21 protein-coding genes are annotated in these 22,469 nt (G+C 65.4%); 18 read left to right on the top strand and 3 right to left on the bottom strand.

The genetic code is table 11. The features are described from left to right. Positions 1 to 13: 13 nt before the first annotated feature. Positions 14 to 622, bottom strand: coding sequence for a Crp/Fnr family transcriptional regulator (locus BMW87_RS25985; protein ID WP_093057638.1), 609 nt, complete (start codon positions 620 to 622; stop codon positions 14 to 16). A 153-nt stretch (positions 623 to 775) separates the two neighbouring features. Here BMW87_RS25985 and oxc point away from each other — a divergent pair, with 153 nt between their 5' ends. The 11 genes from oxc (at position 776) to BMW87_RS25930 (ending at position 12,977) form a co-directional block, all read left to right on the top strand. Beyond that, positions 776 to 2,602, top strand: a complete 1,827-nt coding sequence (oxc, locus tag BMW87_RS25980) for an oxalyl-CoA decarboxylase (RefSeq protein WP_093079773.1) — start codon at positions 776 to 778, stop codon at positions 2,600 to 2,602. Positions 2,603 to 2,633: 31 nt separating this feature from the next. Further along, positions 2,634 to 3,893, top strand: coding sequence for a formyl-CoA transferase (frc, locus tag BMW87_RS25975; protein ID WP_093079770.1), 1,260 nt, complete (start codon positions 2,634 to 2,636; stop codon positions 3,891 to 3,893). 75 nt (positions 3,894 to 3,968) lie between these two features. Next, a complete protein-coding gene (locus tag BMW87_RS25970; RefSeq protein WP_093079768.1) occupies positions 3,969 to 4,415 on the top strand; it encodes a PAS domain-containing protein in 447 nt (148 codons plus the stop codon). Further along, positions 4,412 to 5,659: a formyl-CoA transferase gene (frc, locus tag BMW87_RS25965; protein ID WP_093057514.1), complete on the top strand. Its 1,248-nt coding sequence runs from the start codon at positions 4,412 to 4,414 to the stop codon at positions 5,657 to 5,659. Before BMW87_RS25970 ends, frc (BMW87_RS25965) begins: the two co-directional genes overlap by 4 nt. A gap of 238 nt (positions 5,660 to 5,897) precedes the next feature. After that, entirely contained in the window at positions 5,898 to 6,215 is a 318-nt protein-coding gene (locus BMW87_RS25960) for an HAD family hydrolase (protein WP_093057515.1), read from the top strand. 32 nt (positions 6,216 to 6,247) lie between these two features. Then, a complete protein-coding gene (gene sucC / locus BMW87_RS25955) occupies positions 6,248 to 7,420 on the top strand; it encodes an ADP-forming succinate--CoA ligase subunit beta (protein ID WP_093079765.1) in 1,173 nt (390 codons plus the stop codon). A gap of 324 nt (positions 7,421 to 7,744) precedes the next feature. After that, a complete protein-coding gene (gene sucD / locus BMW87_RS25950) occupies positions 7,745 to 8,644 on the top strand; it encodes a succinate--CoA ligase subunit alpha (protein ID WP_093079763.1) in 900 nt (299 codons plus the stop codon). 50 nt (positions 8,645 to 8,694) lie between these two features. Beyond that, positions 8,695 to 9,471: a fumarylacetoacetate hydrolase family protein gene (locus tag BMW87_RS25945; RefSeq protein WP_093079760.1), complete on the top strand. Its 777-nt coding sequence runs from the start codon at positions 8,695 to 8,697 to the stop codon at positions 9,469 to 9,471. Between the two features lie 47 nt (positions 9,472 to 9,518). Beyond that, positions 9,519 to 10,535 carry a 2-dehydropantoate 2-reductase gene (locus tag BMW87_RS25940; protein ID WP_093079790.1) on the top strand — a complete coding sequence of 339 codons (1,017 nt, stop codon included), beginning with the start codon at positions 9,519 to 9,521 and terminating at the stop codon, positions 10,533 to 10,535. Further along, positions 10,532 to 11,950 (top strand): pyruvate kinase, encoded by a 1,419-nt coding sequence (pyk, locus tag BMW87_RS25935; RefSeq protein WP_093079758.1) that lies wholly within the window; start codon positions 10,532 to 10,534, stop codon positions 11,948 to 11,950. Before BMW87_RS25940 ends, pyk begins: the two co-directional genes overlap by 4 nt. 79 nt (positions 11,951 to 12,029) lie before the next feature. Further along, positions 12,030 to 12,977, top strand: coding sequence for a LysR family transcriptional regulator (locus BMW87_RS25930; protein ID WP_093079755.1), 948 nt, complete (start codon positions 12,030 to 12,032; stop codon positions 12,975 to 12,977). A 43-nt stretch (positions 12,978 to 13,020) separates the two neighbouring features. On the opposite strand, the gene BMW87_RS35190 is transcribed toward BMW87_RS25930, so the two are convergent. Beyond that, the gene (locus BMW87_RS35190) at positions 13,021 to 13,185 is read right to left on the bottom strand and encodes a hypothetical protein (protein ID WP_176928890.1); all 165 of its coding nucleotides are present in this window, start codon (positions 13,183 to 13,185) and stop codon (positions 13,021 to 13,023) included. A 685-nt stretch (positions 13,186 to 13,870) separates the two neighbouring features. Here BMW87_RS35190 and oxlT point away from each other — a divergent pair. From oxlT to BMW87_RS25895, 7 genes are all read left to right on the top strand, one after another. Continuing rightward, positions 13,871 to 15,154 carry an oxalate/formate MFS antiporter gene (oxlT, locus tag BMW87_RS25925; protein WP_371258857.1) on the top strand — a complete coding sequence of 428 codons (1,284 nt, stop codon included), beginning with the start codon at positions 13,871 to 13,873 and terminating at the stop codon, positions 15,152 to 15,154. A 66-nt stretch (positions 15,155 to 15,220) separates the two neighbouring features. Continuing rightward, complete coding sequence (locus tag BMW87_RS25920) at positions 15,221 to 15,760, top strand: gamma carbonic anhydrase family protein (RefSeq protein ID WP_256216915.1); 540 nt, start codon at positions 15,221 to 15,223, stop codon at positions 15,758 to 15,760. Positions 15,761 to 16,022: 262 nt separating this feature from the next. Beyond that, on the top strand, positions 16,023 to 16,556 hold the full coding sequence (locus tag BMW87_RS25915) for a formate dehydrogenase subunit gamma (RefSeq protein WP_218132242.1): 534 nt from the start codon (positions 16,023 to 16,025) through the stop codon (positions 16,554 to 16,556). Next, complete coding sequence (locus BMW87_RS25910; protein WP_093079750.1) at positions 16,553 to 18,112, top strand: formate dehydrogenase beta subunit; 1,560 nt, start codon at positions 16,553 to 16,555, stop codon at positions 18,110 to 18,112. The genes BMW87_RS25915 and BMW87_RS25910 overlap by 4 nt, the downstream gene beginning before the upstream one ends. Positions 18,113 to 18,146: 34 nt before the next feature. Further along, the gene (gene fdhF, locus BMW87_RS25905) at positions 18,147 to 21,020 is read left to right on the top strand and encodes a formate dehydrogenase subunit alpha (protein ID WP_093079747.1); all 2,874 of its coding nucleotides are present in this window, start codon (positions 18,147 to 18,149) and stop codon (positions 21,018 to 21,020) included. Positions 21,021 to 21,033: 13 nt separating this feature from the next. Next, positions 21,034 to 21,885: a formate dehydrogenase accessory sulfurtransferase FdhD gene (gene fdhD / locus BMW87_RS25900; RefSeq protein ID WP_093079745.1), complete on the top strand. Its 852-nt coding sequence runs from the start codon at positions 21,034 to 21,036 to the stop codon at positions 21,883 to 21,885. A 38-nt stretch (positions 21,886 to 21,923) separates the two neighbouring features. Continuing rightward, the gene (locus BMW87_RS25895; RefSeq protein ID WP_093057526.1) at positions 21,924 to 22,175 is read left to right on the top strand and encodes a formate dehydrogenase subunit delta; all 252 of its coding nucleotides are present in this window, start codon (positions 21,924 to 21,926) and stop codon (positions 22,173 to 22,175) included. Here the strand turns inward: BMW87_RS25895 and BMW87_RS25890 are convergent. Next, positions 22,117 to 22,434, bottom strand: coding sequence for a hypothetical protein (locus tag BMW87_RS25890; protein ID WP_093079742.1), 318 nt, complete (start codon positions 22,432 to 22,434; stop codon positions 22,117 to 22,119). The two genes, BMW87_RS25895 and BMW87_RS25890, sit on opposite strands and share 59 nt — an antisense overlap. Positions 22,435 to 22,469 lie beyond the last annotated feature (35 nt).

Raw genomic sequence — 22,469 nt, 5'->3', positions numbered from 1 at the left:
CGAACGAAAGAAGCTAAATCTTCCCGCGCTTCCTCAACCGACTAAGGGTTTCTGCTGAGAGATTCAGATACGAAGCCAGCTCCTTGCTCGGAATCCGGTCCTCGAGCTCCGGATGCTTTCGGATGAACCGATGCACGCGCCCCGCCGCATCGAGCAAATGCAGCGTGATCGTGTGCGCCATGATCTCGCTCATGCCCCGCATCACCAGGAACTCGAACAGTTCCTTCGTCTCCGCATGCCGGTTCAGAAAGGCGATCCATTCCTTCAGCGGAAGGCTCGCCACCCGCGCCTTCGTCACGCAGACGATGCCGTAAGGCGTGGGCGTGCCCAGCCGCAGCGCGGCATAGCTCGTTTCCATGTCGTTCTCGTCGGCGAAGCGAAGGATCATTTCCTTGCCCTCCGGGTTGCTCACCACCCGCTTGAGGATGCCGTCGAGGATGAAGTATTGCTCCATCTCCCGCACGCCCTGATGCAACAGGAATTCGCCCTTGTTGCCGTCCACGATGACGAGATGGGTTTCCAGTTCGGCGCGGTCGGCTTCGCTCAGGTCCTTGAGAAGGATGTTCTGCCGGAGCTGGGCACGAATGATGTTTTTCTCCGGGTGGTTTTCCAACAACGTCATGGTCACCGTCTTGCTCGATTTTTTCGCTGCCGGCGCCATTCATCGGGGCGCGCCGTTTTCGGGAAAGTTGACCGAGGTCAACGGCCGAAAGCTTGAGCCCGAATCATAGTCTTGGCTCGGGCCTTGGCCATTCACCCATGCAGAAGGAGAGACATGTCTTCAGTCAGAACAGAGAAAGAGGCAACCACCACGCTGGACGATGCCCTCAAGCCCGTGAAAACCCGCGATGCCGATGGCGAACAAGTGGTTCGCGCCATCAAGAGCTTGACGGAAGACGCGCCGGCCGCCGAGACCATCGACGGCTTCCATCTTGTCATCGATGCGCTCAAGCTCAACGACATCGACACCATCTTCGGCCTGCCCGGCATCCCGATCACCGACCTCACGCGCATGGCCCAGGCCGAAGGCCTGCGCGTCATCTCGTTCCGCCACGAGCAGCACGCCGGCAACGCCGCAGCAGCCGCAGGCTTCCTCACGCAGAAGCCCGGCATCTGCCTGACCGTGTCGGCCCCCGGTTTTCTCAACGGCCTCACCGCGCTGGCCAACGCCACCACCAACTGCTTTCCGATGATCCTCATCAGCGGCTCCAGCGAGCGCGAGATCGTCGACCTGCAGCAGGGCGACTACGAGGAAATGGACCAGCTCGCCATCGCCAAGCCGCTGTGCAAGGCCGCCTTCCGCGTGCTGCATGCTGAAGACATCGGCGTGGGCATTGCACGCGCCATCCGCGCTGCGCTGTCGGGCCGCCCGGGCGGTGTGTACCTCGACCTGCCCGCCAAGCTGTTCGCCCAGACCATGGACGCTGCTGCCGGCAAGAAGTCGCTCATCAAGGTGGTCGACCCCGCGCCGCGCCAGATCCCCGCGCCCGACGCCGTCAAGCGCGCGCTCGACCTGCTCAAGGGCGCAAAGCGCCCGCTGATCCTGCTCGGCAAAGGCGCCGCCTATGCACAGGCCGATGCCGACATCCGTGCATTCGTCGAGAAGACCGGCATTCCCTACCTGCCGATGTCGATGGCCAAGGGCCTGCTGCCCGACACCCATGTGCAGTCGGCCGCTGCCGCGCGCTCCTACGTGCTGCAGGAAGCCGACGTCGTGCTGCTGGTCGGCGCGCGCCTGAACTGGCTGCTCTCGCACGGCAAGGGCAAGACCTGGGCGCAGGAAAAGGGCGCCAAGCAATTCATCCAGATCGACATCGCGCCGACCGAGATCGACAGCAACGTCGCCATCGAAGCACCCGTGATCGGCGACATCGGCTCCTGCGTTGCCGCGCTGCTGGCCGGCATCGATGCCAAGTGGGCCAAGCCGCCGGCCGAGTGGACCGGCGCGATTGCCGAGCGCAAGGACAAGAACCTGTCGAAGATGGCCGTCACGCTGGCCGCGCGGCCCTCGCCGATGAACTTCCACGGCGCGCTCAGCGTGATCCGCGACCAGGTGAAGGCGCGGCCCGATGCCATCGTCGTCAACGAAGGCGCCAACACGCTCGACTTCGCGCGCAGCATCGTCGACATGTACGAGCCGCGCAAGCGCCTCGACGTGGGCACCTGGGGGATCATGGGCATCGGCATGGGCTTCTCGGTGGCCGCGGCCGTGGTCACCGGCAAGCCGGTGATCGCCATCGAGGGCGACAGCGCCTTCGGCTTCAGCGGCATGGAAGTGGAAACCATCTGCCGCTACAACCTGCCCATCTGCGTCATCGTCTTCAACAACAACGGCGTCTACCGCGGCACCGACGTGAACGCCAGCGGCACACCCGACGTGGCGCCCACCGTGTTCGTCAAGAACGCGCGCTACGACAAGCTGATGGAAGCCTTCGGCGGCGTCGGCGTGCATGCCACCACTGCCGATGAACTCCAGAAGGCCCTGGCCGAGGCCGTTGCCTCGGGCCGGCCGACCCTGATCAATGCCGTCATCGACGAGACCGCGGGCACTGAAAGCGGCCGCATCACGAGCCTGAACCCCAGCACGGCGAAGAAGAAGTAACCCGAGTTCCATCATTCAAGGAGATATCCAAATGAGCAGCAACAACAAACCACTCAGCGGCATCAAGATCATCGACTTCACGCACGTGCAAGCCGGTCCCGCCTGCACGCAGATGCTGGCCTGGTTCGGCGCCGACGTCATCAAGGTCGAGCGCCCCGGCGCCGGCGACGTCACGCGTTCGCAGCTGCGCGACATTCCCGATGTCGATGCGCTGTACTTCACCATGCTCAACAGCAACAAGCGCTCGCTGACGCTGGACACCAAGCAGCCCGAAGGCAAGGTCGTGCTGGAGAAGCTGATCCGCGAATCCGACGTGCTGGTCGAGAACTTCGGCCCAGGTGCGCTCGACCGCATGGGCTTCACCTGGGAACGCATCCAGGAACTCAACCCGAAGATGATCGTCGCCTCGGTCAAGGGCTTCAGCGACGGCCACCACTACGACGACCTGAAGGTGTACGAGAACGTCGCGCAGTGCGCAGGCGGTGCCGCATCGACCACCGGCTTCTGGGACGGCCCGCCCACCGTGAGCGCTGCCGCCCTTGGCGACAGCAACACCGGCATGCACCTGGCCATCGGCATCCTCACGGCCATCATCGGCCGCCAGCAGACCGGCAAGGGCCAGCGCGTGGCCTGCGCGATGCAGGACGCGGTGCTCAACCTGTGCCGCGTGAAGATGCGCGACCAGCTGCGCCTCGACAAACTTGGCTACCTGGAGGAATACCCGCAGTACCCGCACGGCACCTTCAGCGACGTGGTGCCGCGCGGCGGCAATGCCGGCGGCGGCGGCCAGCCGGGCTGGGTGCTCAAGTGCAAGGGCTGGGAGACCGACCCGAACGCCTACATCTACTTCACGGTGCAGGGCCATGCCTGGGCTCCGATCTGCGACGCCATCGGCAAGCCCGAGTGGAAGACCGACCCCGACTACACGACCCCGAAGGCACGCCAGCCGCACATCACCGACATCTTCGCGACCATCGAAGGCTGGCTGGCCGACAAGACCAAGTTCGAGGCGGTCGACATCCTGCGCAAGTTCGACATTCCCTGCGCGCCGGTGCTGACGATGAAGGAGCTGCTGCACGACCCGTCGCTGCGCGCCAGCGGCTCCATCGTCGAAGTGCCGCACAAGGAGCGCGGCAGCTACTTCACCGTGGGCAGCCCCATCAAGTTCTCGGACCTCAAGCCCGAGATCACCGGCTCGCCGCTCCTGGGCGAGCACACCGACGAAGTGCTGGCGGAGCTGGGCTACAGCAAGGACCAGATCTCCAACCTGCGCGAAGCCAAGGCTGTGTAGGCCGGGTTCGCTGCGGGGGGCTTCACCCCCTGCAGTGAACGACGACATGTAGACAGGTAGCGCCGGGAGGCACGTATGCAAACGAACCTGGATTTCAAGCAGCTCGTCGAAGGCGCCGGCGACGCGATCATGGTGTGCGATGCGGCAGGCGCGATCACGCTGTGGAACCGCGCCTCCGAGCGCATCTTCGGCTTCACCGAAGCCGAGGCGCTCGGCAAGTCGCTCGACCTGATCATTCCCCAGCGCCAACGCCAGCGGCACTGGGACGGCTACAACAAGACGATGGAAACCGGCGTCACCAAGTACGGCGCCGACCTGCTGCGCGTACCGGCGCTGCACAAGGACGGGCACACGCTGTCGATCGCCTTCACGGTGTCGATGCTGTTCTCCGCCGATCACGAGGTCACGGGCATCGTTGCCATCGTTCGCGACGAGACCGCCCGCTTTGCCGAGGAGCGCAAATTGCGCGCCCGTCTGGTAGAAGTCGAAGCCACGATGATCAAAGAAGGAGACAGTCAATGAGCAAAGCACTCGAGGGCGTTCGAATCCTCGATTTCACCCATGTGCAGTCCGGCCCCACCTGCACCCAACTGCTGGCCTGGTTCGGCGCCGACGTGATCAAGGTCGAGCGTGCAGGCGAAGGCGACGCAACGCGCGGCCAGCTGCGCGACATTCCCGGTGCGGACAGCCTCTACTTCACGATGCTGAACCACAACAAGCGCTCGATCACGCTGGACACCAAGAAGCCCAAGGGCAAGGAAGTTCTCGACAGCCTGATCAAGACCTGCGACGTGCTGGTCGAGAACTTCGCGCCTGGCGCACTCGACCGCATGGGCATTACCTGGGCTCACATCCAGAAGCTCAACCCGCGCATGATCGTGGCCTCGGTCAAGGGCTTTGGCCCCGGCAAGTACGAGCACTGCAAGGTTTATGAGAACGTGGCCCAGTGCGCCGGCGGCGCGGCATCGACCACCGGTTTCGAGGACGGCCCGCCGCTCGTGACCGGCGCGCAGATCGGCGACAGCGGCACCGGCCTGCACCTGGCGCTCGGCATCCTCGCCGCGCTGTTCCAGCGCAACAGCACCGGGCGTGGCCAGCAGGTGCTCGCGCCCATGCAGGACGCCGTGCTCAACCTGTGCCGCGTGAAGATGCGCGACCAGCAGCGCCTGGAGCGCACCGGCACCATGCACGAGTACCCGCAGTACCCCGACGGCAAGTTCGGCGATGCGGTGCCGCGCGCCGGCAATGCATCGGGCGGCGGCCAGCCCGGTTCCATTCTCAAGTGCAAGGGCTGGGAGACCGACCCCAACGCATACATCTACTTCATCACGCAGGCGGCCGTGTGGCCGGCGGTGTGCAAGGTCATCGGCGAAGAGGGCTGGATCAACGACGAGGCCTACGCCACGCCGGCCGCGCGCCTGCTGCACCTGAAGCCGATCTTCGCGCGCATCGAGCAATGGACCATGACCAAGACCAAGTTCGAGGCCATGGACATCCTCAACGAGTACGACATTCCCTGCGGGCCGATCCTCTCGATGAAGGAGATCGCCGCGGACGAATCGCTGCGCGAGACCGGCACCATCGTCGAGGTCGACCACCCGGTGCGCGGCAAGTACCTGACGGTGGGCAACCCCATCAAGATGTCCGACAGCCCGACGGTGGTGACGCGTTCGCCGCTGCTCGGCGAACACACCGAGGAAGTGCTGCGGCAGCTCGGCTACGGCGCGGACGAGCTGGAGACATTGCGGGCCGAACGCGTGATCTGAGGCACGGCGGGCGCAGACCCGCCCGCCTGCCATCGTGAGTTGAAAGAAAAAGCGCTGCCTGCGGGTGGCGCGGAAGGCCCTTGGGCGCGTGGATTCGGCGCCTTCCATGCATAACTCATGGCGAATGGTTTTTATAAATTCATTTAATTTTTATTTATTGTCCATCGACCCTACATTTTGAACTCGCCGGGATTTTTCATCCGATTCATCAATTCGGCATTCATTCAAGGAGAAGGTCATGGAAAACCATTCACCCATTCAGTACTGGCGCGACGAAATCGAGCGCAATGCCTATAACGCAGCATTCTTCGAATTGGGGCTGCGCTGGCATTGGGACGGCGAAACCTACGACCGCCTGATGGGCCTGAGCCAGAGCGCCAACGAGCGGATCGGCCACTACCTGAAGACCCATCAGCCGCATCTGCTGAAGGCTTACGACGCCGAATTCCTGGCCGAGGCAATCGAGCAGAAGAAGGAATTGCACAGAAAGCGGGAAATGGCTTCGTCGAGCTATTTCAATTGGGCGGAAAGCCACGGCGTCGAGCTCGGCGCCTGAAATTCCTTGCAAATAAACAGCCTGCTGCGACCATGAACATCCACGAATACCAGGGCAAGGACGTGTTGCGCCAATACGGCGTGGCGACACCCCGTGGATTCGTCTGCCGTTCGCCCGACGAGGCGGCAGACGCCGCCACCCGTCTCGGTGGCCGGGCCTGGGTGGTCAAGGCACAGATCCATGCGGGCGGCCGCGGCAAGGGCGGCGGCGTGAAGCCTGCATGGTCCGTCGCCGAAGTGCGGCGGCACGCGGACCAGATGCTCGGCATGACGCTGAAGACGCCGCAGACCGGCCCCGAAGGCCGCGTGGTGAAGCGGCTGCTGGTCGAGGAAAGCGTCGAGATCGACAAGGAGCTGTACCTCGGCTTCGTGGTCGACCGCAATTCACAGCGCGTGGCGCTGATGGCGTCGAGCGAAGGCGGCATGGACATCGAGGAGGTGGCCGCACGCACGCCCGAGAAGATCCACAAGCTTTTCATCGATCCGGACACCGGCCTGCGGATTGCCGATGCAGACGGCATCGCGCGCCGCATCGGCATTGCCGAGCGCTCGGTGGTGCAGGCGCGCGTGTTCATGCAGAACCTCTACCAGGCCTTCGATGGCAGCGACGCTTCGCTGGCCGAGATCAATCCGCTGGTGCTCACACGCGACGGCCGAGTGATTGCGCTTGACGCGAAGTTCGACTTCGACGCCAACGCGCTGTTCCGCCAGCCGGAGATTGCCGCGATGCGCGACTTCGACGAAGAAGATCCGGTGGAGGTCGAGGCCTCGAAGTTCGATCTTTCATACATCGCGCTCGACGGCGACATCGGCTGCCTGGTCAACGGCGCCGGCCTTGCGATGGCGACGATGGACGCAATCAAGCTCTACGGCGGCTCGCCCGCCAACTTCCTCGACGTGGGCGGCGGCGCAACGGCCGAGAAGGTGACCGAGGCCTTCAAGCTGATGCTGCGCAATCCGAAGCTCAAGGCAGTGCTCGTCAACATCTTCGGCGGCATCATGAAGTGCGACGTGATCGCGCACGGTGTGGTCACTGCAGCGCGCGAGACCGGCCTCACCGTGCCGCTGATCGTGCGCATGAAGGGCACCAACGAGGACCTGGGAAGGACCATCCTCGCGCAGTCCGGACTGTCGATCATCAACACAGACGACATGGCCGAGGCTGCACAGCGGGCCATTGGTGCGGCTCGGAACTGGGTGCGCTAGGTATGAAAGCCTGCTCCCTCATTCGCTGCGTCGTTTCGGGGCACGCTCACGCCGACGGGGTACCTTGCTCCGCGAATGTCCCCCGGCCTTCGGCCTCCTCCTTTATTTCGCTGCGCAAGGCACCCCATCGACGTGATCGTTCAGGGCACTGGTTGATCGGCCAGCACAACAGCCGCGTTCATGTGCGAATGGCACCGGGTGCTCCCCGCAGCGAAATAAAGGAGGAGCCGAAGGCGGGGGACATTCGCGGAGGGGAGTACCCGGTGTCATTCGCACCCACCCCGAACAAACGCACGCAGCACAAAACACGATGGAGCAAATGAAATGTCCATCCTGATCAACAAGCACACTCGCGTCATCACGCAGGGCATCACCGGCAAGACCGGCAGCTTCCACACGCAGGCCTGCCTCGAATACGGCAACGGCAAACACTGCTTCGTCGCAGGTGTGAATCCGCTGAAAGCAGGCGGCTCGCTGGCCGGCATCCCGATCTTCGGCACCGTGAAAGAGGCAAAGGCCGAGACAGGCGCCACCGTCTCCGTGATCTACGTGCCACCAGCCTTCGCAGCAGCGGCAATCGACGAGGCGGTCGATGCCGAACTCGACCTCGTCATCTGCATCACCGAAGGCATCCCGGTGCGCGACATGATCCGCACCCGCCACTGCATGCAGGGCCGCAAGACGTTGCTGCTCGGACCCAACTGCCCAGGGCTCATCACGCCCGGCGAAATCAAGATCGGCATCATGCCGGGCCACATCCATCAGCGCGGTCGCATCGGTGTCGTCTCGCGCTCGGGCACGCTGACCTACGAGGCCGCGAGCCAGCTCGCGAGCTTCGGCATCGGGCAGTCGACCGTGGTCGGCATCGGCGGCGACCCGGTCGGCGGACTGCGGCACATCGACGTGCTGAAGATGTTCAACGACGACCCGCGCACCGACGCCGTGATCATGGTCGGCGAGATCGGCGGCAATGCCGAAGAGGAGTGCGCGCGCTGGATTCGCGACCACATGCGCAAGCCCGTGGTCGGCTTCATCGCAGGCGCCAGCGCACCGCCCGGCAAGCGCATGGGCCATGCGGGCGCCATCATTTCCGGCGGCCGCGGCACCGCCGAGGAAAAGCTCGCGGTGATGAAGGAATGCGGCATCCACGTGACGCGCAATCCGGCCGAGATGGGAAAGCTGCTCGCCTCGCTCGTCATCCCCGACTACCTCCCGTTCGACTGACTGACGGTAGGCCGCTCCGAATTTCATCAATCCAGAAAGCAGATAACAACATGGAACAGCAGCAGAAGAAATGGGTCCGCTTCGAGTATGCCGGTGGCATCGGCTTCGGCACACTGGAAGGCGATGCCGTGCACGAGCGCCAGGGCGACATGTTCGGCAGCTCGGAGCTCACAGGCCGCGTGTTCGCACTGGCCGGGCTGCAACTGCTCACGCCGACCGAGCCGACCAAGGTCATTGCGCTGTGGAACAATTTCCACGCATTGGGCGCGAAGCTGAGCCTGCCGGTGCCGGCCGAGCCGCTGTACCTGCTGAAGACGCCCAATTCATATCTCGCCCCCGGCGCTCCCATCCGCAAGCCGCTGTGCGACGGCAAGGTGGTGTTCGAAGGCGAGCTCGGCATCGTGATCGGCAAGACCGCCACCGCCGTCTCCGAAGCCGATGCGCTCGACCACGTGTTTGGGTACACCTGCGCCAACGACGTGACGGTGGCCGACATCCTCAATCGCGACGCATCGTTCGCGCAATGGGTGCGCGCCAAGGGCTTCGACACCTTCTGCCCCATGGGCCCGGTCGTCGCCACCGGCCTCGACCCCGCAACACTCACCGTCACCACGCTGCTCAACGGCGAAGTGCGACAGAACTACCCGATCAGCGACATGCGCTTCTCGGTGCAGCAACTTGTGAGCCTCATCTCGCAGGACATGACGCTGCACCGCGGCGACGTGATCCTCTGCGGCACCTCGGTCGGCGTCGGCTCCATGAAGCCCGGCAGCCTCGTGGAGATCGAGATCGACGGCATCGGCAAGCTCAGCAACCGCTTCGGCTGACACATCGCCGAAGGGTCGCGCAACGAATTCAACTCTTGGGGATCGACATGAAGATTGCAATCATCGGCGCGGGCGCCATCGGCGGACTGGTCGGCGCGAAGCTCGCGCTGGCCGGCGAAGACGTGACGTTCATCGTGCGCGGCGCCAATCTCGATGCCATTGGCAAGAACGGCATCAAGCTGATCTCGGCCGAAGGCGAGGAGCAGGTGGCGCGCAACGTCAAGGCCACCGACCGCTATGACGAAGCCGGCCCGCAGGACATCGTCGTCCTCGCGATGAAGGCCCACCAGGTCGAGGCGGTGGCCAACGACGTGCCAAAGCTGTTCGGGCCCGAAACGGTGGTCGTGACGATGCAGAACGGCATTCCGTACTGGTACTTCCACCAGCACGGCGGCGCGCTCGCGGGTACGCCGGTGCGCAGCGTCGATCCCTCGGGGCTCGTTGCCACGAAGATCCCCGCGCAGCGCGTGATCGGCTGCGTGGTGTATCCGGCATCGGAGCTGATCGCGCCTGGCGTGGTCAAACACATCGAAGGCGACCGCTTCCCGGTCGGCGAGCTCGATGGCTCGACGAGCGAGCGCGTGAACCGTGTCTCTGCCTGCTTCACCGGCGCAGGCTTCAAGGCGCCCGTGCTCGACAACATCCGCGCCGAGATCTGGCTCAAGCTGTGGGGCAACCTGACCTTCAACCCGATCAGCAGCCTCTCGCATTCGACCCTGGTCGACATCTGCCAGTACCCGCCTTCGCGCGAACTTGCCGCCGCGATGATGCGCGAGGCCCAGGCCGTTGCGCACAAGCTCGGCATCGAGTTTCGCGTGACGCTCGAAAAGCGCATTGCGGGCGCGGAGAAGGTCGGCAAGCACAAGACCTCGATGCTGCAGGACGTGGAAGCAGGGCGCGCACCGGAGATCGACGCGCTGGTGGGCGCGGTGGTCGAGCTGGCCCGGCTCACCGAGACCCCGACGCCGCACATCGACACCGTCTACAGCCTGGTCAAGCTGCTCGCGCGCACCATGGAAGACCAGCGTGGCCGCGTCAAGCTCCATGAAATGACGACAGCATGAGACGCACACGCAGCGCAAAGATCGTCGCCACGCTCGGCCCGGCCACCACCGACGAGCCGGCCATCCGCGCGCTGTTCGAGCGTGGCGTGGACGTGTTCCGGCTCAACTTCAGCCACGGCACGCAGCACGACCACGCGCGGCGTCTGGAAACCATCCGCCGCCTCGAGAAGGAATTCAACCGGCCCATCGGCATCCTGCTCGACCTGCAGGGGCCGAAGCTGCGGCTGGGCACTTTCGAAGGCGGTCGCGCGCAGCTCGACGCGGGCGCGCGCTTCCGGCTCGACATGGACAAGACCAGCGGCAGTGCACGCCGCGCGCCGCTGCCGCATCCGGAAATCTTCGCCGCGCTGCAGGACGACACCGAGCTGCTGCTCGACGATGGCAAGCTGCGGCTGCGCGTGGACAGCCACGGCGCCGACTTCGCCGAGACAACGGTGCTGGTCGGAGGGCCGATCTCCGACCGCAAGGGCGTGAACGTGCCGAGCGTGCTGCTGCCGATCTCGCCGCTGACGCCGAAGGACCGCGACGACCTCGACTTCGGCCTGTCGATGGGCGTCGACTGGGTTGCGCTTTCTTTCGTGCAGCGGCCCGAGGACATCGAGGAGGCGCGCGCCATCATCGGCACGCGCGCCTGGATCATGGCCAAGCTGGAGAAGCCCGCAGCCATCGAGCATCTGGATGCGATCGTCGCGCTGTGCGATGGCCTGATGGTGGCGCGCGGCGACCTCGGCGTGGAACTGCCGCCCGAGCAGGTGCCCGAGCTGCAGCGCCTGATCGTGCGCGCCTGCCGAAAGGGCGGCAAGCCGGTGGTGGTGGCGACGCAGATGCTCGAATCGATGATTGCCTCGCCGGTGCCCACGCGCGCCGAGGTGTCAGACGTTGCAACCGCCATCTACGACGGCGTCGATGCGGTGATGCTCTCGGCCGAATCGGCCTCGGGCAAGTACCCGCTCGAAGCGGTCGCGATGATGGACCGCATCATCGTGCGCGTGGAGGCCGATCCTTCATACCGCGCGGGCATCGACGCCACGCACGATGCGGCGCTGTCGACCACGGCAGATGCTGTCTGCGCCTCGCTGCGCCAGGTGGCCGCGCTGCTCGCGCCGGCCGCCACCGTGACGTACACCTCCTCGGGCTTCACCAGCCTGCGCGCGGCGCGAGAGCGCCCGGCGGTACCGATATTGAGCCTCACGCCCGACACCGTCGCGGCGCGCCGCATGGCGATGGTCTGGGGCGTGCATGCGGTGCTGGTCGACGACGTGCACGACGTGGGCGAGATGATCGAATGCGCCTGCCGCACGGCACGTGCCGAGGGCTTCGCGAAGGCGGGCGACGACGTGGTGGTGGTCGCGGGCCTGCCCTTCGGGCAATCGGGCACGACGAACCTGTTGCACGTCGCGCGAATACCGGACTGAAGCGGACTGAGCGCGCGGCGCCAGCGCAGGTGTTGTCGCGCTGTACGATGCCGCTCGACTGCAGCCACCCTCTTTCCCGATGAAGCATGCGACCCTGCGCCAGTTGAAAGTCTTCGAGGCAGTGGCGCGGCTGCTGAGTTTTTCGCGCGCGGCCGAGGAGCTTCACCTCACGCAGCCCGCCGTCTCCACGCAGGTGCGCAAGCTCGAGGAGCACGCGGGCAATGCGTTGTTCGAGCAGTTCGGCAAGAAGATCTACCTCACGCCCGCGGGCACCGAGCTGCTGCAGATCAGCCGCGCGATCATCCAGCAGTTCGAAGCGGCCGAGAACGCGATGATGCAGTTCAAGGGCGTCTCGGGCGGCAAGCTCAACGTGGGCGTGATCAGCGCGGGCGACTACTTCTTTCCACGCCTGCTGGTCGAGTTCGCGAGCCGGCACCAGGGCGTGACGTTGAACTTCACGGTGCACAACCGGGCAGGGCTGCTGACCCACATCGCCGAGAACCTCACGGACCTCGCGATCATGGTGCGGCCGCCGACCGACCTGGACACCGTCAACCAGCCCTTCGCGCCGCACCCTTACGTGATCGTCGCGGCACCGAGCCATCCGCTGGTGGGTGTGAAGAAGATCCTGATGGCACGGCTGATGCGCGAGCCCTTCGTGGTGCGCGAGAAAGCATCGGACACCTGGCATTCGATGGAAGACGGCTTTGGCGGCGATCTGAGCGGCATCAACATCGCAATGGAGATCCGCAGCACCGAAACCATCAAGCAGGCGGTGATCGCGGGCATGGGCGTGAGCTTCGTGTCGGCCCACACGGTGAGCCAGGAGATGCGCGCGGGCAGTCTCTGCGTGCTCGACGTCGAAGGCTTTCCGCTGATGCTCAACTGGTACGTGGTGCACCGCCGAAGCAAGCGCCTGCCGCCGGTGGCGCAGGCCTTCAAGGACTTTCTGCTGAGCGACGGGCCGTCGCTGATATCGCAGATCGTGCCGTTCGGGAACCACAAAGAAAAAGAGCGCGGCGAGTAACTCGCGCGCGCCCTTTGTGGGGGGAGGGGTCCGGTGCGGCGGCTCAACGCTGCACGGCCGCCCTGCGGCGTTGCATCAGCGCGGCACGTGCGGCCTTGTAGAAGATCACGATGGGCATTGCGGCGAACAGTTCGCGCATTGCGTCGTTGGCGGTGGACGACGAGGCCGGGGTACGGAGGCTGCTGGAATTCAGTGTGGTGTGGCTCATTGAGGGCTCCAAAGGATTGAATCTAAAAGACCGAAGGGATTACCCTGAATTTTAGGGTTTACCCTAGACGAGAGCAAACGCCATTTTCGCGTTTCTTGACCTAGGTCAATTTTTTCGGAGGCAGACAGGTTCTTGCGTAGGCCTGCAACCCGTCTGCAGGAGCGCTTCCGGAGCACATGAGCGAGCGCGCAACGCGCATCGCAAATTCACGAAGCCCATCGCACTGGCCATCGAAAGTTCGCGCGAAGACTTCCGCGATTTTTTCTTCATCGCACCATGCCGCCGCAATGTCGCTGCAATGCCGTCGCATCGCGCGATGCACATCGCATGCAGCGCGATGCACGCACGCATCGCGGTGTGTTTCGAGCGGCATCGACACGCGCAAAGCGCGCGTGCAACGAGGCCTCGTGCTAGGGATATCACGGGGGTCCCACGAGGGCGCGATTCGTGTGAACTTGACTGAGGTCAAGAGTTTTTGAGTCGCTCAGTCCGACAGTCATTCACGCGCAGAAAACTGGTGATCCCAATGCCGTGTAGCGATGCCAAGGAAACCTTGTCGCCTTTCGATGCGCATCGATCGCTCGACTGATTGCTCTGTATTCGCAGCCTGTCGGATTTAAACGAAAACACCAAGGACAACTCCATGACTCGGCCCACCTCCACGACCGCGGGTTCCAACCCCGCGATGTATTCCCCGTCCGAAACCTATGGCGCGACCGCGACGCGATCCGAGGCTTACCGATGGGGGCAGTTGCTGATCGGTATCGTCTGCATGGCGATGATCGCCAACCTGCAGTACGGATGGACGCTCTTCGTCAATCCGATCGCAGACAAGCACGGCTGGAGCCGCGCCGCGATCCAGGTCGCGTTCACCATCTTCGTGCTCACCGAGACATGGCTCGTGCCCATCGAAGGCTACCTGGTCGACCGCTTCGGCCCGCGTCCCGTGGTGCTGGTGGGCGGCGTGCTGTGCGGCCTGGGCTGGGTGCTCAACTCGGTGGCCGACTCGCTGCCGCTGCTGTACATCGCGGCGGCCGTTGGCGGCATTGGCGCCGGTGCTGTCTACGGCACCTGCGTGGGCAATGCGCTCAAGTGGTTCCCCGATCGCCGGGGGCTTGCCGCGGGCATGACCGCAGCGGGCTTCGGTGCTGGCTCGGCCCTCACGATCATTCCGATCTCCGCGATGATCAAGTCGAGCGGCTACGAATCTGCGTTTCTGTATTTTGGGATCGGGCAGGGACTCATCGTGTTCCTGCTCGCATGGATGCTGACCCGCGCGCCAAGCCACTCCAAGGCGTCGAACAGCCGCAACGTGCAGCAGGCTGGCCGCGATTACGCGCCGTCCGAGGTGCTGCGCTCGCCCGTGTTCTGGGTGATGTACGCGATGTTCGTGATGGTGGCCGCCGGCGGCCTGATGGCCACGGCGCAGCTTGCGCCCATCGCCAAGGACTTCAAGATCATGGACGTGCCGGTCAACATCATGGGCCTGGTGCTGCCCGCGCTGACCTTCGCGCTCGCCATCGACCGCGTGCTCAACGGCCTCACGCGGCCCTTCTTCGGCTGGGTGTCCGACAAGATCGGCCGCGAGCAGACCATGTTCATCGCCTTCGCGATGGAGTCGGTCGGCATCCTGATGCTCTATCACTACGGCCAGAACCCGATCCTCTTCGTGATCCTGACCGGCATCGTGTTCTTCGCCTGGGGCGAGATCTACAGCCTGTTCCCGTCGACCTGCGCCGACACCTTCGGATCGAAGTACGCGGCGTCGAACGCAGGCATGCTCTACACCGCGAAGGGCACGGCCTCGCTGCTGGTGCCGCTGTCGAGCGTGCTCGCGGCCGCCACCGGCAGCTGGCAGGCGGTCTTCATCGTGGCCAGCGCGGTCAATGCGCTCGCGGCGCTGATGGCGTGGTTCGTGTTGCGGCCGATGCGCCGCAAGCACATCGAGGCGAGCCGCGTCGTCGAATAAATAGACCACCATCGGCTTTCCGTCAGCCGGTACCATCCGGCTTTCTTCCGCCCACGCAGCCCTGCCATGAAGATGGCAGGGCTTTTCGCCGATGCACAGGAGCCCGCAGTGACCATCTACCGACTTGACGCGCATGAACCGGTCATCGACGCCAGCGCCCGCGTGGCCGAGAGCGCCAGCGTGATCGGACAGGTCGTGCTCGCAGCCGGCAGCCGCGTCGGCGCGAATGCGGTGCTGCGCGGCGACAACGAGCCCATCACCATCGGCCGCGGCAGCCATGTGCAGGCGGGCGTGATGCTGCATGCCGACCCGGGCTATCCACTGACCATCGGCGACGACGTGACGGTGGAGCCGCACGTGATGCTCCATGGCTGCACCGTCGGCGACGGTGCCGTGGTCGGCGAGCACACCATCGCGCTCAACGGCTCGGTGGTTGGCCGTGCGTGCATCGTCGAATCCGGCTCGCTGCTGACCGAAGGCAAGGTCTTTCCCGACCGCTCGCGCATCGCGGGCAGGCCCGCGAAGGTCACGGGCGAGGTCGACGACGCCGAGGCCGAGGCGCTTCTGCTCAGGGTGCGCGGCAGCGCCGGTCCCTTCGCTCGCTAGGGCCTTTCCGCGCCCTCCCGAAACCCTGCCCGCCCGCAGGGTTTGTGCGCATTGGCACCGTGCTTGTTTCGGCGGAAATTGACTTGCGTCAAGGCCCCCGGCGCCCGATTCATCGACATTGATCCTCAAGCGGATGGCCGCGGGATTCACGTCGAATTTCATGACGTTGGTCCCGCGACAGAACCACGATGAAAACAGCTCCGCTTGCAAGCAGACAGCAATGCAGCAGCGGCGCCGGAAACGGACCAGATCGGACGGGATCATGAAACTACAACAAGCGCAGCAGGGGCACGAGGTACCGCATCCGGCCTCCGGCCCCACCGACAAGGAAGACGAACTCGTCGCCGTGCATCGCAGCCTGCTGCAGCATGCGGACGAACCAGGCGCGCTGCTGCCGATCCTGCACGACGTGCAGGACGCGCTGGGCTACATCCCCGCGCACACGGTGCCGGTGATTGCCGACGCGCTGAACCTCTCGCGTGCGGAGGTGCACGGTGTCGTCACCTACTACCACCACTTCCGTGCCGAGCCGGCTGGCCGGCACGTGATCCAGATCTGCCGCGCCGAGGCCTGCCAGGCCATGGGCGCCGACGCCTTGCTTGCCCACGCCGAGCTGCGCCTGGGATGCAATGCGCACGGCACCTCGAAGGATGGCGCCTTCACGCTGGAGCCCGCGTTCTGCCTCGGCCTGTGCGCCTCGTCGCCCGCGATGACGCTCGACGACCAGCCGCATGCGCGCATGACGGCCAAGAGCTTCGATGCATTGGTCGCGCAGACCAGCGGAGGCCGAGCATGAGCACCATCACCGTCTACGTGCCGCGAGATTCGGCCGCGCTCGCGGCAGGCGCGGATCGCGTGGCCCGATGCATCGCGAAGGAAGCTGCGGCGCGCGGCCTCATGCTCGAACTCGTGCGCAACGGTTCGCGCGGCATGTTCTGGCTCGAACCGCTGGTCGAAGTGAACACACCGAGCGGCCGCATCGCTTACGGACCGGTGACGCCCGACGACGTGGCCGGCCTGTTCGATGCCGGCTTCCTCACCGGCGGCAAGCACCTGCTGGCTCTAGGCCTGACCGAAGACATTCCCTACCTGAAGAAGCAGGAGCGCCTGACCTTCGCGCGCATGGGCATCACCGACCCGGTGTCGCTGACCGACTACCAGGCCTACGAAGGCTTCGCTGGCCTGCGCCGCGCGCTGGCCCTCGCACCCGAGGAAATCGTGCAGCAGGTGCTCGACTCGGGCCTGCGCGGTCGCGGCGGCGCGGCCTTTCCGGCCGGCATCAAGTGGAAGACGGTGCTGGGCACGGCGGCGGCGCAGAAGTACATCGTCTGCAATGCCGACGAGGGCGACTCGGGCACCTACTCCGACCGCATGACGATGGAGGGCGACCCCTTCATGCTGATCGAGGGCATGACCATCGCCGGCCTTGCCACCGGCGCGACGCAGGGCTACATCTACGTGCGCTCTGAATACCCGCACGCGATAGCGACGCTGAACGAGGCCATCCGCATTGCCGAAGCGGCGGGCTTTCTCGGCGACAACATCCTGCGTTCGGGCAAGCGCTTCTCGCTCGCGGTGCGCAAGGGCGCGGGCTCGTACGTGTGCGGCGAGGAAACGGCGCTGCTCGAAAGCCTCGAAGGCAAGCGCGGCATCGTGCGCGCCAAGCCGCCGCTGCCGGCCATCGAGGGGCTGTTCGGGCAGCCCACGCTGATCAACAACGTCATCACGCTGGCAAGCGTGCCGCTGATCCTGGCGCGCGGCGCGGCCTTCTACCGCGACTACGGCGTGGGCCGTTCGCGCGGCACGCTGCCGATGCAGCTGGCCGGCAACATCAAGTACGGCGGCCTGGTGGAGAAGGCCTTCGGCGTCACGCTGCGCGAGCTGCTGTACGACTACGGCGGCGGCTCCGCCTCGGGCCGGCCGATCAAGGCGGTGCAGGTGGGCGGGCCGCTGGGTGCCTACCTGCCCGAATCGCAATGGGACCTGCCGCTCGACTACGAGGCCTACGCGGCCGTCGGCGGCACGGTGGGCCATGGCGGCATCGTGGTGCACGACGACACGGCCGACCTGTCGAAGCTCGCGCGCTATGCCATGGAGTTCTGCGCGCTCGAGTCGTGCGGCAAGTGCACACCATGCCGCATCGGATCGACGCGCGGCGTCGAGGTCATCGACAAGATCCGCAACAACCAGAACCGTCCGCAGCAGGTGATCTTGCTGCGCGACCTGTGCAACACGATGGTCCACGGCTCGCTGTGCGCCATGGGCGGCATGACGCCGTTTCCGGTGCTCTCGGCACTCGACCACTTCCCGCAGGACTTCGGTCTCGTGGTTCCCGATCGCGAAGCTGCCTAGGCGGTTGCGGCGCAGCAGCAGGAGTAAGAAAGACATGTTGGACCATCTCAAGGAAACCGATTACGGCACCCCCAAGCGCGAATCCACGCGCGAGGTGACGCTGGAGATCGACGGCAACGAAGTGACGGTGCCCGCGGGCACTTCGCTGATGCGCGCGGCGGTGGATGCGGGCATCCAGGTGCCCAAGCTCTGCGCCACCGACAGCCTGGAGCCCTTCGGCTCCTGCCGGCTGTGCCTGGTCGAGATCGAGGGCCGCAAGGGCTTTCCAGCCTCTTGCACCACGCCCGCCGAAGCCGGCATGAAGGTGCGCACCCAGACGCCCAAGCTGCAGGACCTGCGCAAGGGGGTGATGGAGCTCTACATCTCCGACCATCCGCTGGACTGCCTCACCTGCTCGGCCAACGGCAATTGCGAGCTGCAGGACATGGCGGGCGTCACAGGCCTGCGCAACGTGCGCTACGGCTTCGACGGCGCCAACCACCTGAAGAGCGAGAAGGACGAGTCGAACCCGTACTTCAGCTACGACCCGTCGAAGTGCATCGTGTGCAATCGCTGCGTGCGTGCTTGCGAGGAAACGCAGGGCACCTTCGCGCTGACCATCAGCGGCCGCGGCTTCGAGTCGCGCGTGTCGCCGGGCCAGGACGAGGCCTTCATGGATTCGGAGTGCGTGAGCTGCGGTGCCTGCGTCGAAGCCTGCCCCACCGCCACCCTGCAGGAAAAGTCGGTGATCTGGCTCGGCCAGCCCGAGCACAGCGTGATCACCACCTGCGCCTACTGCGGCGTGGGCTGCGCCTTCAAGGCCGAGATGAAGGGCAATGAGGTCGTGCGCATGGTGCCGTGGAAAGACGGCAAGGCCAACGAGGGCCACTCCTGCGTCAAGGGCCGCTTCGCCTGGGGCTATGCGACGCACCAGGACCGCATGCTCAAGCCGATGATCCGCAAGAACATCACCGACCCGTGGCAGGAAGTGAGCTGGGACACCGCGCTCAACTACGCCGCGGGCGAGTTCAAGCGCCTGCAGGCCAAGTACGGCAAGGACTCGATCGGCGGCATCACCTCGTCGCGCTGCACCAACGAGGAAACCTACCTGGTCCAGAAGCTGGTGCGTGCCGCCTTCGGCAACAACAACGTCGACACCTGTGCACGCGTGTGCCACTCGCCCACGGGCTACGGCCTGAAGCAGACGCTGGGCGAATCGGCGGGTACGCAGACCTTTGCCTCGGTCGACAAGGCCGACGTCATCATGGTGATCGGCGCCAACCCGACCGATGGCCATCCGGTGTTCGCCTCGCGCATGAAGAAGCGGCTGCGCCAGGGCGCGAAGCTGATCGTGGTTGATCCGCGTCGCATCGACATCGTGAAGTCGCCGCACGTCAAGGCTTCGCACCACCTGCAGCTCAAGCCCGGCACCAACGTGGCCGTGGTGACGGCGCTGGCGCACGTCATCGTCACCGAAGGGCTTATGGCCGACGACTTCGTGGCCGAGCGCTGCGATACGGCTTCGTTCAAGGAGTGGAAGTCGTACGTCGAGCAGCCCGAGCAATCGCCCGAAGCCACCGAAAAGGCGACCGGCGTGCCGGCGGCCGAGCTGCGCGCCGCTGCGCGTCTGTTCGCCACGGCCGGCAACGGCGCCATCTACTACGGCCTGGGCGTGACCGAACACAGCCAGGGCTCGACGACGGTGATGGGCATCGCCAACCTCGCGATGGTCACCGGCAACGTCGGACGCGAAGGCGTGGGCGTCAACCCGCTGCGCGGCCAGAACAACGTGCAGGGTGCCTGCGACATGGGCTCGTTCCCGCACGAACTGCCGGGCTACCGCCATGTGTCGGACAGCACCACGCGCGCCTCGTTCGAGGCCGCCTGGGGCGTGCAGATCAACCCCGAGCCGGGCCTGCGCATTCCCAACATGTTCGACGCCGCCATCGGCGGCAGCTTCAAGGGCCTGTACTGCGAAGGCGAGGACATCGTGCAGTCCGACCCGAACACGCAGCACGTGGCGGCCGCGATGATGGGCATGGAGTGCGTGGTGGTGCAGGACATGTTCCTCAACGAAACCGCCAAGTACGCGCACGTGTTCCTGCCGGGCTCCTCGTTCCTCGAGAAGGACGGCACCTTCACCAATGCCGAGCGCCGCATCTCGCGCGTTCGCAAGGTGATGCCGCCCAAGGCCGGCTATGCCGACTGGGAAGTGACCGTGAAGCTCGCGCAGGCCCTCGGCTATCCGATGGACTACAAGAGCCCCGAAGAGATCATGGACGAGATCGCCGCGCTGACGCCGACCTTCCACGGCGTGAGCTACAAGCGCATCGACGAGCTCGGCAGCATCCAGTGGCCCTGCAACGACGAGGCGCCCGACGGCACGCCCACGATGCACATCGACCACTTCGTGCGCGGCAAGGGCAAGTTCATCGTCACGCAGTACGTGGCGACGGATGAGAAGGTCACGCGCAAGTTCCCGCTGCTGCTGACCACCGGGCGCATCCTCTCGCAGTACAACGTGGGCGCGCAGACGCGCCGCACCGACAACAACCAGTGGCACAGCGAAGACCGGCTGGAGATCCATCCGCACGATGCCGAGGAACGCGGCGTGAGCGACGGCGACTGGGTGGGCATCCAGAGCCGCGCGGGCGAGACGGTGCTGCGCGCCACGGTGTCCGAGCGCATGCAGCCGGGCGTGGTGTACACCACCTTCCACTTTCCCGAGTCGGGCGCCAACGTCATCACCACCGACAACTCCGACTGGGCCACCAACTGCCCCGAATACAAGGTCACAGCCGTGCAGGTGATGCCGGTGATGCAGCCTTCGGCCTGGCAGCAGGAGTACAGCCGCTTCAACCAGACGCAGCAGGACCTGCTTGCCGCCGCATCGGCGCAGCAAAGCGGCGAGACGGTACCGGCCAAGTGAGGCTGCTCGCCGCATGAACCTGGTCACCGACGCCGTTCAGTTCTGCGAAGGCGCGCAGCTGCTGCCCGTGCGCGGAGTGCGCGGCGGCCGGCCGTTCGACGTGCAGGACTGGGTGGCCGAGGAAGTGCCCGTGGCGCTCGAATACAACGGCATCTCGCACGCGGTGATGCTCGCGACGCCGCTCGACCTGGAAGACTTCGCGCTCGGCTTTTCGCTCAGCGAGGGCATCCTCGAAGCGGCGCACGAGCTTTATTCGGCGGAAGCCGAGCCGTCGGCGCTCGGCGTCACGGTGCATCTGCAGGTGTCGAGCGCGGCCTTTGCGCGCCTCAAGCAGCGCCGCCGCTCGATGGCCGGACGCACCGGCTGCGGCCTGTGCGGCACCGAAAGCCTGACGCAGGTTTCGCGCGAACTGCCGGTACTGAGCAGCGAGGGCGCCGCGCAGTTCGACCGCGAGGCCATTGGCCGTGCGATGTCGCAGCTGCCATCGCAGCAGACGCTGCAAGAGGCTACCGGTGCCGTGCACGCGGCCGCCTGGTGCTCGGCGGAAGGCGAAGTGATGTGGCTGCGCGAGGACGTGGGCCGCCACAACGCGCTCGACAAGCTGGTGGGCGCGCTCGCGGCCAACGACGTCGATGCTTCCACCGGCTTCATCGCAGTGACCAGCCGCGCGAGTTTCGAGATGGTGCAGAAGGCCGCGATGGCCGGCGCGCCGCTGCTCGCCGCGGTGTCGGCGCCGACCTCGTTCGCGGTGGCCACGGCGCAGCGCGCGGGCCTCACGCTGGTGGGCTTCGTGCGGCAGCAGGACCTGGGCGTCTACAGCCATCCGCAGCGGCTGCGCACGGCGGAACCGCACCGCGTGCGCTGACGCTTCATCAACAAACAAATCAATTTTTCGAAGGCCCCATGGAGCACGATCATTCGGCACAGCTGGTCAAGATGGCCAATCAGATCGGCACCTTCTTCCAGGCGCAATCGCCGAGCGATGCCGGCGCCGCCACGCAGGCGATTGCCGGGCACCTGAAGTCGTTCTGGGCGCCGAGCATGCGCATCCAGCTGATACGCGATTTCGACGCCGGCAAGACGCCGCTGCTGATGCCTATCGTGGCATCAGCGATTCGCGGCCATCGGGCGACGCTGCTGCCTGCTGCGCCATGAGCAGCGACTCGTAGTAGAGGCACAGCGGCATCGCGACGAACACCATGCCCGCGACGTAGATCACGAGGCTGGTGACCGGGAACTGCATCTCGTCCCAGTACGGTATGGAAGCCACCGCCGCGATGACGGCGATCAGCGTGATCACGCCGCGCAGCGTGCCGCGCATGAACGCGATGCGCGAGAGCCCCGGTGGGGCGTATATCCGAGGGCCTTGCGCAAAGCTCTGAAGGCCCTCGCCCTTGTCTCCATCTTTTTTCATCGTCGTCGCTCCTCGGTGAAGGCGAAGACGGTTCT

Source organism: Variovorax sp. OV084, assembly GCF_900111625.1.
Classification (GTDB): Bacteria; Pseudomonadota; Gammaproteobacteria; order Burkholderiales; family Burkholderiaceae_C; genus Variovorax.
This window is presented reverse-complemented; position numbering and strand designations above follow the sequence as displayed.